This window comes from Priestia sp. 3CA3 (genome assembly GCF_056836725.1).
The window spans coordinates 87316-100926 of record NZ_JBXENJ010000005.1 but is presented as its reverse complement, the minus strand read 5'-3'; the positions used below and the strand labels follow the sequence as shown (position 1 = coordinate 100926).

12 protein-coding genes and 1 pseudogene are annotated in these 13611 nt (G+C 39.6%); 3 read left to right on the top strand and 10 right to left on the bottom strand.

From position 1 onward, the window contains the following. Positions 1-272: 272 nt before the first annotated feature. From AC1VNJ_RS14660 to AC1VNJ_RS14650, 3 genes are all read right to left on the bottom strand, one after another. The gene (locus AC1VNJ_RS14660; RefSeq protein ID WP_482640995.1) at positions 273-731 is read right to left on the bottom strand and encodes a GNAT family N-acetyltransferase; all 459 of its coding nucleotides are present in this window, start codon (positions 729-731) and stop codon (positions 273-275) included. A 1-nt stretch (position 732) separates the two neighbouring features. Then, on the bottom strand, positions 733-1011 hold the full coding sequence (locus tag AC1VNJ_RS14655; RefSeq protein ID WP_311265116.1) for a YesK family protein: 279 nt from the start codon (positions 1009-1011) through the stop codon (positions 733-735). A 142-nt stretch (positions 1012-1153) separates the two neighbouring features. Further along, on the bottom strand, positions 1154-1663 hold the full coding sequence (locus AC1VNJ_RS14650) for an SUKH-4 family immunity protein (RefSeq protein WP_223546654.1): 510 nt from the start codon (positions 1661-1663) through the stop codon (positions 1154-1156). 454 nt (positions 1664-2117) lie between these two features. Between AC1VNJ_RS14650 and AC1VNJ_RS14645 the strand changes: the two genes are divergently transcribed. Further along, positions 2118-5306, top strand: coding sequence for a S8 family peptidase (locus tag AC1VNJ_RS14645; protein WP_482640994.1), 3189 nt, complete (start codon positions 2118-2120; stop codon positions 5304-5306). Between the two features lie 42 nt (positions 5307-5348). Here the strand turns inward: AC1VNJ_RS14645 and corA are convergent, their stop codons facing one another. Further along, complete coding sequence (corA, locus tag AC1VNJ_RS14640; RefSeq protein WP_013055874.1) at positions 5349-6320, bottom strand: magnesium/cobalt transporter CorA; 972 nt, start codon at positions 6318-6320, stop codon at positions 5349-5351. Positions 6321-6884: 564 nt separating this feature from the next. Here corA and AC1VNJ_RS14635 point away from each other — a divergent pair. Both AC1VNJ_RS14635 and AC1VNJ_RS14630 read left to right on the top strand, forming a co-directional pair. Further along, positions 6885-7256 (top strand): PilZ domain-containing protein, encoded by a 372-nt coding sequence (locus AC1VNJ_RS14635; protein WP_482640993.1) that lies wholly within the window; start codon positions 6885-6887, stop codon positions 7254-7256. Positions 7257-7332: 76 nt separating this feature from the next. Beyond that, positions 7333-8163 (top strand): LCP family glycopolymer transferase, encoded by an 831-nt coding sequence (locus AC1VNJ_RS14630; RefSeq protein ID WP_482640992.1) that lies wholly within the window; start codon positions 7333-7335, stop codon positions 8161-8163. Here AC1VNJ_RS14630 and AC1VNJ_RS14625 read toward each other — a convergent pair. The 6 genes and pseudogenes from AC1VNJ_RS14625 to AC1VNJ_RS14600 form a co-directional block, all read right to left on the bottom strand. Beyond that, a complete protein-coding gene (locus tag AC1VNJ_RS14625) occupies positions 8114-8386 on the bottom strand; it encodes a hypothetical protein (protein WP_482640991.1) in 273 nt (90 codons plus the stop codon). The two genes, AC1VNJ_RS14630 and AC1VNJ_RS14625, sit on opposite strands and share 50 nt — an antisense overlap. A gap of 125 nt (positions 8387-8511) precedes the next feature. Then, complete coding sequence (locus AC1VNJ_RS14620) at positions 8512-9156, bottom strand: cupin domain-containing protein (RefSeq protein WP_482640990.1); 645 nt, start codon at positions 9154-9156, stop codon at positions 8512-8514. A gap of 110 nt (positions 9157-9266) precedes the next feature. Then, positions 9267-10578 (bottom strand): annotated as a pseudogene (locus AC1VNJ_RS14615) (MATE family efflux transporter). A gap of 62 nt (positions 10579-10640) precedes the next feature. Further along, positions 10641-11774 carry a DUF2087 domain-containing protein gene (locus AC1VNJ_RS14610; protein ID WP_482640989.1) on the bottom strand — a complete coding sequence of 378 codons (1134 nt, stop codon included), beginning with the start codon at positions 11772-11774 and terminating at the stop codon, positions 10641-10643. A 106-nt stretch (positions 11775-11880) separates the two neighbouring features. Further along, complete coding sequence (locus AC1VNJ_RS14605) at positions 11881-12327, bottom strand: VOC family protein (RefSeq protein WP_482640988.1); 447 nt, start codon at positions 12325-12327, stop codon at positions 11881-11883. Between the two features lie 268 nt (positions 12328-12595). Beyond that, the gene (locus tag AC1VNJ_RS14600; RefSeq protein WP_014461163.1) at positions 12596-13459 is read right to left on the bottom strand and encodes a GRP family sugar transporter; all 864 of its coding nucleotides are present in this window, start codon (positions 13457-13459) and stop codon (positions 12596-12598) included. Positions 13460-13611: the final 152 nt, after the last annotated feature.

The following is a 13611-nucleotide window of genomic DNA, read 5'->3' as shown; positions in this document are numbered from 1 at the left end:
CGCTATGTATATCGGTTCATAACGAGAGTGCCAATTGTCAGATCAGAATATCTGCTTTTCATGTTAGGTAATACGTTTGCTGAAGTTGCTGTTAAGTATTCCAAAACTAAACCAGTCCCTTCATGAAGCTAAGTATTTACCTTTCACAGTAGCCTTAGAAAAATTTCTATCGGCTCTGTACTATCTGTATACCACGTTTCAATTGAACTAAACTAAAAAATTCATTTTAATCAAAAAATTCTTACCACGGGGATACAACCATTAACAGCGAATTACAAATGGAGCTTTAATCCTTCATGAGAAGCTGTGAACCCAAGCTTTTGATAGAAACGCAAAGCAGCTGACCGTTCCTTGTCCGTTGTTAATTGTACTAACTGACAATTACGTTCTTTCGCTCGTTCAATCGCCCATGTAATCAGCTGATAGCCAACCCCTTTTCCGCGCTGTGACGAAGCGGTTCGAACTCCTTCAATCGTGGCTCTCCACCCGCCTTGTCGTGCAATGTGGGGCGTAAAGGTTAGTTGTTGAACACCTATTACTTTACTATCTTTACATGCGACAATCAGTTCATTGTTTGGATCCGCATCAATTGCCTGAAATGCTTGGACATAACAGTCTGGAAGCGGTAATTCGTAGCGTTCTCGTTTGCTTCCGAGCATATCATCCGCGAGCATTTCAACAATTTGATCCAAATCTTCTCGCACTGCTTCTCTAAAGGTTATCTCTCCCATTTTATACAGCACCTTTCCCTCGTCCATTTATGATATTAAAAAGAACATTGACGAACAAGCTCAGAACCGACGCCAAAAACAAAGCAGCCGCTAAAGCACCAAGACCCATTCCTTCAAAGCCGCCAACTCCAAATATGCTATATAGAAATAGAAATATGCTTATTAGCATGCTGCTAAGTGAAATTCCGTACTGCACGGGCGAGTTTCTTCTATAGAAGAAATGCGACGCACCAAAAAGCAGCACGAAGAAAGCACCCATTAATCCAAATAAAGAAATCATTTACATTCTCCTCCCTCTAAAAAAAGGAATTTATATCCATTATATACTATCATTTTTATTTATTCTATCTATATTAATAGCCCTGCAGCCACAACTAAATAAACATGACCAAAACGGCCATGTCTATTTTTCTACTATATTATTAAAAAGAAAGTTCTTTGAACCAAAAAGAATAAGGGGCTAAGCAAGCTTCATCAATTTCATTCATACGTTTTTTGCATCGCTGCAGCACCTCAGCAGGAATGTGTCGCTCTAAGTATGCAGATTCTCCGTTTGCTTGAATCGTTTCTTCTACTAGCTCTTCAAACACATCTAAGCATGCTAAAAACTGCGGAAAAGTTGTATTCACGAAACGCTCGCAGTCATCGTTGGACGTATCGAGCAGCACAACCGAACCGTTTTTTTGATGAAGACAAATTGGATCTCCAGCGCCGGTTGTTCCTAAAAACCAATAGTGCTGGTAGCGAGATGATAACTCAAATGTTTCGCATAATGTTGTTAGCTTTCCTTTGGATGAAACGAACTCTAGAAATGGTGAAGCTTCTTTGGGCAATCCTTTTTCTGTTAGCAACTTCTTTGTCTCTTTATCAATATCAAGGGGTGCAAGCTGTTCGGCATCAAACTTCATTCGTTTTTCCTGTCGTTGCATCACATTTGACAACTTCTTTCACTCCTTTTCACCATTTGCTCTTTCTTTGCTTTTGTTTATTATAAAAGAAATCCAGCTCGTATTATATGCTACAAATGAACTTAATTAGACTGAAAATTTTTCCAATCTTTATTTATATAGCCCGATTTCCTCTTTATAAACACAGGTAAAAAGAAACCGATCAGATTTTCTCCAACAGATTCTGCTTTTAAAAATAATTCTCATTCCCTTCTTCCCTTTTCAGCGTACTTTCGCCTCTTATAAATAGGCTCAATCTTTATTATTCCAATTTTTTCTACTTTTTGCAACTAGGACTTATCTCACCATTTTTTATGCCAGATTAATAACTTGACAAAATACTAAAATAAGCAACAGTAATTATTTACAAGTTTTTAAACTTTATGGTTTAATAGGTATGTAATTCCTGTTTTTTACTATATTTTTTTGGAGGTTTAACATGAAAAAAGGGTCAATTTATCGTTTTATTGCTTTTGCTTTAATGTTCACCTTGTGTTTTAGCCAATTAGGCTTACTGAAAACACAAGCAGCAGGCAATCCTCCTGCTAATGAAAAAACATTAAGCATTGGTAAAGCAGCAAAAGGAACATTTACAGAACCAGAACAAACGCATTGGTACAAAATTAATCCTTCTAAGCAAGAGGTAGCAAAGTTTTCACACTACCGAATTAAGCTTCAAAGTGATGATGAAGTAAACATCACGGTTTACTCTAGCCTTGAAAATGCCAAAAACAACGTGGCATTTGACCGTTATATGGGATACTCCTACAAAGATGAGCCTGCTCAGCTTGATTTTCCAATCGCTTGGACTGGCCCTTATTATGTGAAAGTTGAGTATTATGGAAGCGAAGACGACATGATTGAAGAAGATGCGGAAGATGGTTCAGCTTCTCCAGAACCACAGCCGGAAGAAAAAACAGAAGTTCCATATACAATCAGCTATGAAGGCGCTTCACTTCCTCCTTCTCAAATGATGGAAGAAGAATGCCCGGCTGAATTAAGTACAAGCCAAAAAGAAAACGGAAAAGGTATTTTAAAAGATTTGCGTACGATTCGTGACGCTGTGCTTTCAAAAACAGCAAGCGGAAAAGACCTTTCTTCTCTTTACTACAAAGCCGCTCCGTTTATCAGCTCTAAAATGATTATCGATAAATCAATGCGCGAACAAGTATACAAAGATTTAGTTCAGCTAAAAGGTTTATTTACAGATGTAGCGAAAAACGGCGCATCAAGCACATATATGATTACAAGTGCTGATCAAAAAGCAATCAATGATTTATACAGCATCGCTTATAAATCTGTTCCGGCTGCTTTAAAGAAAGACTTAGAAAAAGTAGCAGCACAGACAAAATTAAAAGACGTAACGGACTTAAACGTATCGTCTGTATTAGTAAGAGCTAAGTTAGTCAGCGCAAACAGCGTTTCAACAAAAGCGGAAACTCGCTATATTGTTAAATTAAAAGATGGTGCAAATGCTAAATCATTTAAAACAAAAGCACAGTCAAAATCAGCAAGCATTGAATCTATTAATCCATTAAAACAATCAGCTGCTTCTTTTGATAATATGTTTGTTATTCAATTAGATGACAGCAATGGAAAAAGCTTCAGCACGTCGTCTGCTCAAGGTAAAATGACGGCAAAACAAATTCAGGCACTTCCTGAAACTGAATTTATCGAGCCGGTTCAAGAGTACCACGCTCTTTCAATGGATTCACAATATCCGTATCAATGGTCATTAAATAACACGGGTAAAAATGACGGTACGCAGCATGCCGATATTCAATACGAATCACTTGAAAAATTACTAAACGGGCAAAAATTAAAAGATACGGTTATTGCTGTTGCGGATACGGGCGTCGATTCATCACTAGCTGATTTAAAAGGCGTAGTGGATACAAAGACTGGATACAACTACGTGGATCGTTCGTCGAATGCAACTGATGACAATGGACATGGAACTCACGTAGCAGGTATTATCGCAGCCTCTGCAAACAATAACTATTCAATGGCCGGCATTAATTCTCATGCGAAAATTTTACCGGTTAAAATTCTAGACGCATCTGGAAGCGGAGATACAGAACAAATTGCGTACGGTATTAAATACGCGGTTGATCACGGTGCAAAAGTCATTAACTTAAGCCTTGGCGGATCTTACAGCCGCGTGCTTGAATATTCATTAAAATATGCATACGACCATAACGTAACGGTTGTAGCTGCAAGCGGAAACGACGGTATGGAAGAACTCTCTTACCCAGCTTCATCTGCCTATGCGATTTCAGTAGGCGCATCAAACCGTTTAGATATCGTATCTGACTACTCAAACTATGGAAAAGGATTAGATATTACAGCTCCAGGCTCTGATATTCCAAGTCTTGTTCCAGACGGAAACGTCACTTATTTAAGCGGAACATCAATGGCAACACCTCACGTGGCAGCCGTTGCGGGATTATTACTATCCCAAAATCCAGGCTTAAAGCCAAAAGACGTTGAAAAACGCCTAACGGATACAGCTAAAGATATTAAGTTTGACGAGAAAGATGCTCCTGTATACGATGATGAAGAAAGTCCAGCAGCTCCCCCTGCTCCAGGCTACGATTACGTATCAGGATGGGGACGTTTAAATGCGTACAGCGCGGTAAGTGCACAGCAGCTGCAAGCGCAGGTAAATACATTTGTCAGCACGCAAAAAATTGTTACAGGTAAAGCTCAAAGCGGTTCAACTGTTAAAGTGATGAACGGCTCAAAAACACTTGGCACTGCCAAAGCTGATGCAAAAAATACGTTCTCTGTGAACATTCCAGCTCAAAAAGCTGATACCGTTTTACAAGTGGTTGTCACAAACGGAAAAGCAAGCACAAGCATTCGTGCAGTTGTTCAAAAAGCACCTGCCAAACCTGCGGTAAAAGCCGTGACGAATAAAGATGAATACGTAACAGGAACATCTAAAGCGAATTTTACGGTAAATGTTAAAAACAGCGCTAAAAAAGTGATTACTTCGGCAAAAGCTGATGCAAAAGGCGCGTTCAAAGTGAAGATTCCAAAACAAAAAGAAAACACAGTCTTGTATATCACGGCTACAAACAGCCAAAAACAAGAAAGTGAAGAAGTAAAAGTAACGGTGCGTGACGTTATTGCTCCAAATGCACCTAAAGTGAATCCAGTCAGCGACGCGGATACAGCTATTAAAGGAACAGCAGAAGCAAATGCATCTGTTGTAGCCAAAGTGAACAACAAAGAAATCGGCAAAGCAAAAGCTAACGCAAAAGGTCAGTACAGCATAACGATTAAAAAACAAAAAGCGGGTACAGCAATCAGCGTAACAGCAGCAGACGCAGCTAACAACACAAGTAAAGCTACGACTGTAAAAGTGAGCGATAAAACTCCTCCTGCTGCACCAAGCGTAAATGCTGTCACAACAAAAAGCACGGCTGTAACGGGTAAAGCAGAAGCAAATGCTACCGTAACAGTAACCGTAAACAAAAAAAGCATTGGCTCTGCTGCTGCTAACAGCAAAGGACAATACTCAGTAAAAATTAAAAAGCAAAAAGAAAAAACAGTTTTAAGCGTAACAGCAAAAGACAAAGCGAACAATACGAGTAAAGCAACAACAAAAACGGTGACAAAATAAAGAAAGAAAAAGGCACTTGGCTTATAGCCAAGTGCCTTTTTGTTATAACAGCTGTTTGTTTTTAAAGTATTTCCACATTCCCCACGTTAACACAATTAACATAACAATAATAACAGCAGTAGCCCAGTGGGAATTTTGATATGGAATCGGTACGTTCATTCCAAAAAATCCGGTTACGAACGTTAGCGGAAGCATAATCGTTGAAATTAACGTTAAGACATTCAGCTTTTCAGATGAAGTTGCATTGGTAATAGAATAATACGTATCAAGTGCACTGTTTACGAGGTCTCTAAATGTTTCAGCAGAGTCTACAATACGCTCCAAGTGGTCAAGCAGGTCAATGTAGAAAGGAACATTTTCTTCTCGTATGTCGAATTTCCACTTTCCATTAACCGTTAAGAAAATTCGGCGCTGAGGCAGAATAACGCGACGGATTAAGATAATCGTTCTTTTTAACGCCAAGAACTCTTCCGTCACTCCGCGGACTTCTTTGTTGTAGATTTCATCTTCTAATTCATCAATACGCATGTCAATTCGGTCTAAAATCGGAAAATATTCGTCCGTGATGCCATCAATCAAAGCATATAGTAAAAAGTCGGCGCCGCGGTTCATAAACTTTGGATAGCGTGAGCACACAGCATCCATTTTGCGAAGCCAGCCCATTTTATGTTTATGAATCGTCACTACGTAATTTGATCCGACAAAGGCATTTAACTCAAGCGTGGTAATCTCGTCATCACTTTCTTCGTTATAGCGAAGGGCGTGAAAAACGAAAAATTTATAGTCTTCGTAATCATCCATTTTAGCGCGAGGACTGTCGTGTAAGCAGTCTTCAATCGCCAATGGGTGAAAATCGAATAATTTAGCAATTTGAGCAAGCTCTTGTCCGTGGACATCATACAGATCAATCCACAGCAAATTATCAGGATTGCGCAATTTTTCATGCACGTCTCCTAAATCAAGATTCGTTACCATTTCTTTTGTTTCATCATCATATAAGTATGTTTTAATCATTGATTTTTCACCTCACATCATTGAGGCATTAAGGAGTATTTTCCTTCGTTGAAATGAGAGGAACACATACACCTTTGTTGCCCCTATCTTGTTTTGCAGTAACCTTCATCGAAATGGGGTCATCAGTGCCCATTCATCTCACCTCCTAATTAGTTGAAGGAACGCTGACTTGTAATACAGCTACTTCACAAAGTTTAATTTTAACATACAATCCAACTCTAGCGTAGCGCTTTTTTCAAAACCTTTTCCTCTCTATTTAAAGTTTCAAACAAAACTTCCGATACTATAAAAGCAAGTTATTATGCCCTTATTTTATAAAAGCTCTACTAGTGTATCCACTATTTAATAATACAATAGTACTTACAAACAGTAACCACTACCCCAGACCTCTCGAATACTCCCACGATTAGGTCTAGAATATCTACCATGGCCGGTCTATGGCCATGGTAGATATTCTACATCGATAAACATTATATGGGGGATGGGGAAAAACGTGTAGGAATTTTTAGACTTTCATCGAATACTTACTTAACAAACTGAGATTACGAAAAGGACTGATGATACATGCATTTTAAACGTGAAGAACCGTTTCGCTTTTTATTTGAGACTCCCATTGTTGGAACGTTTTCCATTGCTAAATACGACAACAAAGAAATCGATTCTAAGCCAGGTCCTTTGTCTGTTATCGACCTTTCACCAAAAGGAATCAAAATAATTACGCCGCTTGATTTACCTATTTTCAACCATCAAATTCAGCTAAAAATCAGCTTTTATTTAAATGAAAAAACCATCCATATTACCGGACTTTGCGTGTGGAAAGAAAAACGGCACACCGAATACCTTTATGGCATTGAAGCATTTAACGATGTGGAAGAACAAGCAATTTTAATTACAGAGCTCAAAACCTACGCCAAGAAAAAGCAAGATAAGCAATAAAAATAGCGCTCATTTGTTTTACTCCCCTTTTAAGATGGCAATACTACGAACGACTTCGATAGAAAAAGGTGAGACGATGAGCAGCAAAGCAAAAAAAGAATGGATTGGCGGTCTCGTACTGTTTTTACTCGTCAGTTTTGTCAGCATCACGTTTGCAGGCTATCATACGGTGAAAGCTGCCGTTGATCAAACGTATGTACCGCTTGAGCATGGTAACAAAACACACGTCAATTTAAAAAAAGGACAACCGTTTTCCCTGCTTTTAATTCAAGAAAACCATCAAAATACGTCATTTGTATATATGACTGTTAATAAGCAGCATGAATCAATAAAAATGACCCACTTGCCAGGGTCAACTCAGCTCGGCAATGAAACACTGCGAACCATTTATCACCGAGGAAATATGAATGCTGTCGTAAAGAACTTCGAAACGTATGCAAAGCTTCCTGTTGATTATTATGTCAAAATGGATCAGCAGTCAGTCGTCGATGCTGTAAATAAATTAGGGGGGATTATCGTCACAAACAAACGTGCTTTTCAACAGAGCAACATTGTTTTCCCAAAAGGATCGATTCGCCTTAACGGAAAAGAAGCGCTTGTTTTTTTAAAGGAGCGTAATGAGCAAGACATCTTTACTGCGCATGAAAGACAGCTGTCCGTCGCGAAAGCTATTTTCAGCCAAGCAGCTACAATTCCCAATGTTGCAAAGCTGCATTCCCTTGTATTTACGCTCGCTGATCACATTGAAACCAACGCAACGTTTAATGATATCAAACGGATTCAAAAAACCTACAAACCGGCCGTTTCTCACGTAGACAAGCAGCAGTTTCCGCAAAACGAATGGAATCAAAAACAAGTCACAACGCGGCTGTATAAGCACTTAGAACGCAACGAGCTGTTTTTATAAAAAACGCTTCACGAAAAAGAGGCTGGGACATAACAAAATGAAACCAATCTAAAGACGACCAAAGGAGATACATAAGCTGAACTGCTTGTGACACCGCAGTTGATTTCCGTGCAAGACTTCGCTTTCCGCGGGCGGCCGCTGAGCCTCCTCGTCGCTTGCGCTCCTGCGGGGTCTCATCTGTTCCGCTTTTCCCGCAGGAGTCTTCGCCTTGCCCTCCAATCAACTGCTAGAAGGAATGAAACAAATGAAATCTACGTTCACTATAACAGGAAAACGAACCGTGAATTAAAGATTCATGGTTCGTTTTTCACTTCGCCTAAAAGGCTTTTATCCCAGCCTCTTTTTTTGCTACTTATCTTCAGCAGGCACCACTTTTTCATTTATTTTAACCACAATTCTTTCATCACGTTCATCTTTGACGTAGCTCTTTTGATAAAAAGAATGATTATTAGGCGGTCCAATCACAACTGTATCGGTAATTGGAGCGACGGCTTCTGCTACTTCGTTTGCGCTTACTCCGTATGCTTTTTGAAACACAATAGGAGGCGTTAAGCGCAGCACGTCGGATCCTTCTGTAGACTCAAATTGATCGTTGTTAAAAAAGAGATGCAGATGCGCTTCTTCCGATAGCGGTTCGATCCAATGCCACCAGCCCATCGGTATAAAAACAACTTCGCCTTCTTTTATTAGGTAATTGTGCATGCTGCTTGTATCAGGGTCCAAGATAGACACCTGCACTTCACCTGAAACGACAACATCTAATTCCCACGCATTTGGATGCCAGTGCGGTTCTCTCATATGCCCTTTCGTCATATATAAATCAACAAAAGCACCTCCTAGCATTGCAGGCAGCTGAGTTGAGGTTAGTTGATACGCTATATTTTGGTCGTTTCGTTTGAACAGGACGTTTTGCTTATAGTTCACTGACAGATTAGGCGTTCCTGAGCTTTTTTTAATATTTGAATTATCCGGCACAAATCCAGATTTACTCATAGTGTCATACCCTCTTTTCATTAAAAAGTTATATGCACTATCCTATTAAAACTTTTAGCTAAGGGTGTTTTAATTAGGAAAAATAAAAAACGAGCGTTTCCGCTCGTTTTTTATCCGACAAGACGTTCAATTTTCTTTTTCTTCCATACAAATTGATAATAGCTGTACTGCAGAATTAAGCTGACCACAAACGCCGCTGGATATCCGATCCAAATCCCTTTGATTTCAAGAGACGTAAACTGCGATAACACGTAGGCTACGGGTACTTCCACACACCAAATCGCCATAATGCTAAATACCGTAGGCCACAGCACCGTACCGCTTGCTCGCATCGTAGCGGTAATAATTTGCGCATGGCCGAAAATCAAATAGCTCCAAAGCGTTATCACTAACAGCTCTTCGGCAATATGGAGCGTGTGCTGATTTGTTAAAAACAGTGCTAATATTTGATTGGAAAAGAGATAAATAAGTAAAATCAACACGCTGCCAATAACGTAATTCAGCATAATTCCAGAGCGAATCACTTCTTTTAAACGCTCAAATTTATTAGCACCAATCGACTGCGCCGCAAAAATAGAAACCGCAATTCCTAAGCTGATTGCCGGCATTTGTACATAGCTCGCCACTTGGTTCACCGCTCCGTACGCCGCTGTAGCGTCTGAGCCAAATCCGTTTACGAACGTAATAACCGCAATTTCAGAAAGAGAAACTAAAATCATATTGATACTCGCGGGAATCCCTAAACGCATAAGCAGCTTTAACAGCGTTCCGTCCATTTTTAATGAAATAGAGGAGTCAAACTTTAGCGGATGATTTTTCTTGCGTAAATAAATGATCATAATAATGAACGTTAATACGGTTGAAAACACCGTTGCGTACGCAGCGCCGTACACGCCAAGCTTTGGCACTCCGATCCATCCAAAAATTAAAATCGGAAGAAAAATGAGGTTTAAGACCGTACTCACAACTAAAAAGTAAAAAGGCGTTTTAGAGTCTCCGGTTCCGCGCATAAACGTCGTATAAACAAAGTATAAAAACAAAACAGGAATCGCCACAAACAAAATGCGCGCATAGTGAACCGTTACGTCAATAATATTAGCCGGCGTTCCCATAATCCGAAGAATCTCCGGAGCAAATATGCTTCCCAAAACAGCAAGCACAATTCCGACTAAAAAGGTAAACGTGAGCGTGGTACCGATAATTTCTTTGACTCGTTTTTCATTTTGTGCCCCGTACGCTTGCCCGATTAAAATGGAACTTCCTGACCCAATTCCAATTGAAAACGACACAAGCAGGAAAAAAAGCGGAAATAGCGGCTAACGCATCAACTCCAAGCGCTCTTCCGACAATAATACTCCCCGCCAGCTGCCCAACGGACTGCATGGCGTTACTTAACATGAGCGGAATCAAAAACACAAGCATCAGCTTACTGACGGATTTTTCCGATTCCACTACTTCACTTTTCACATCTTGATTCTTCACACCTATTTCTCCTTTGTATCAGCTTTCGGCGAATGATAGCCTTTTTCGCCGTAAGGCTGCAGCTTCTCTAACCATTTCGCTTCCAGTTTCAGCAAATCCTTTTTTGAAAGTGCTTTTTCTTCTTCTCTTTTAATCGTTTCCAGCATCTCAATTGAAAAAGCATCCGCACCGTACGTATTCCACTCGTTTTGAAGCTCTTTATTTTGATGAGTGTTCGTCTTTAACGTGAACTTTACGCCGTTTAACGTTTTGACGTTAGGCGTAGAGCCAATGTAAATCTTATCGTTTTGAAGGTTTTTTATTTGATACACGCCGCCTTCTGTTTTTACTTCTTTCGCTAGCTGTTTCATTTGTTTTTTATAGTCTTTCGAATCAGTACTCATCTCTGTCTCTCCTTTTCTCCAGTAGCTGCTTCCGTCTGCGCTGCGCTCTAAGAAACCGTACTCAATTAAATAGCGTCGCAGCACGGCGTAGTCGTCGTAAAAAGGTGTTAACCTATCATTTACTTCTTTTTCGGTATACGTGCTACCAAAATCAAAATGCCCGCTTAATTCTTCAAGAACAACAAGACGGTGTTTTTCTTGCAAATGAAAAGTACGAAGCGGTCCGTTTAAACCTTGAGGAAAATTCTTCGCTAAAATCTTTTCACGCTCTTCATCACTGACGCTGTAGCGCTGACTTCTTCTAGTCGCAGTATTTGTTACGGATACCGCCTTCTCTTCTTCCCCTTCATTTAACAGTTCCATCAGCGTTAAAAACACTTTTGCCTGACGCTCTTTTTTCTTTAATGTAAAGCGGTGATTCCGAATGGTGGATGAACTGCCGATTCCCATTTCTTTTTGAATATCACTATCGCTTTTTCCTTCTTTAAAAAACTTCACTAAATTTTTTTGATGATCAGAAAGACCGGTTACCTCTTTATCTAGCCCTATTAAATGTTGAAATACAGATCCGTGCTGCTGTTCCACATGAAGCTTCACATAGCGTTTTGCTTCATAAAAAACACCTTCCACCGGATAAATAATGCCTTTTTCAATACTTTCACCGCACAGTAAGCAGTGGTAGTGATCTTCGCTTTCCCCGTATCCTTTTTTCATATCTTCAAAAGATGATTCCCAAAACAAGTCGTTTACCATTTAAATAGACACCTTTCTATTTTGTTTATTAATTTATAAACAAATATATTATATGTTTATTATTATGTCAATCTTACGTTTATGATACACAAAAAAACAGCAGTTTTCACTGCTGTTTCATGTTCCATTCACTTAAATACGGAAAATCCTTAGATACGACAGGCTCATCATTCAAAAGCGTAATTAACTCCAAGCTGTTACCGTCAGGGTCATTAAAGTACACGCAAGCCGCCGGCATCCACGTATGAACAATCGGCTCTATCTGCGGCTTTCCAAACGACGTCTCTTCCGGTTCAATACCTTTTAAACGCAGCCATGTTAACGCTTCATGAATATCCGCGGCTTCAATACCAAAAGCAAAGTGACTTCTTTTCAACTCTTTTTCGTCTGTTTCCCAAAGACCAAGCATTTGCTTTTGTTCCCCAACAAAGAAAAAAGCACAGCGCCGCTCTTCAATTTTATGAACAAACGTCAGCCCAAGATATCTATAAAACTCAATCGAATCCTCCAAACTCCGAACCTGTACATGCGTCTCATAAATACTCTTAATCATAGCCTCTCCCCCATCCTTTCCTACTACTATAAGCCATTTCACACCAAACAGCTTCCTAACAAAGAATGAAAAATCCTCAGTCTTAAGAACGAGAAACACTCACACAAACGTACAGCTTGGAAATCTCCAAGAGCACTATGGGTTTGACTTTGAATTTGACTTTAACTAAGGGTTTGAGGCTACCCCGCAAGGGGTGCCTCAAACCCTTAGGTCTAGAAAAACCCCCATGGCTGCACTTTAGCCATGGGGGTTTTTCTACATCGATAAATTAAGCGTGGGCTTTTGCGAGACCTATGCAGATACCGCCTGAAATAATCAGTACACTCGCAAGAGATACATAAAACAATTGACGCTTCGTTTTCTTTTCTCCCAAGAAGACAATACCGCCAAAGATAGAAATAACGATACCCATTTGCGATAATGAAAAGCTTGTTGCTACGCCTAATCTTGATTGAGATAAGAATAAGAACATGTTTCCAGATGCCCAGATTAGACCTGGTAAGATATTACGAATCGTATATTTGTTAAATGGCTTATGTTTATATGTAATGATTAAACCGCCAATTAACATACCAATTGCTTGTGGGAACAAAGCTGCCCATGCGTCTACGTTGAAAATACGTGCGATAACTACGTAAACTAAGAATCCAAGACTTGAAATGATAAGAGTGATAACTCCTTTTTTCGTTTGTCCTGGAGTCCCTTGTGCTCCTTCTTTTTTACCGTCTAATGAAGAAAGCACAACGCCTGCTAGTATTAAAAGAATCGCAATAGATCCAAGCACAATCGTTTGAAGCGTTGACCATTCTTTAAATACAATAACACCAAAAAGAGCTGTTGATACTAATTGCATACCCGTTGAAATCGGCATTGACTTTGAAACCCCAAGGTATGGAACACTTTTAAACTGATTGCTTTGACCTACTGACCAGAACAAACCTGAAACAATTCCGACAATAACAAGCGTTGGCGTTAACACCGGCTGCACAATCATAAACTGAACAAATGAAAGAATCAAAGCTCCAATAATTGTTCCCAGCGTTTGACTGTAAGGTCCACCGCCCATCTTCATACTAACTAAAATCATGCTTCCCCACGCAACGGAAGGAAGAACACCTAGCAAAATATCCATCTTTCTCTTAACCTACTTTCCTATTTCTAATCTATGTACGTAGTACGTAATAACTTACTGCTTTTCTTTTATCAAGGGCTAAGCACTCATACCCCTTGAATATTCCCCCAAGGTCTAGAAGATTTAATAGAATTGCTCTTTGATCCTATTAA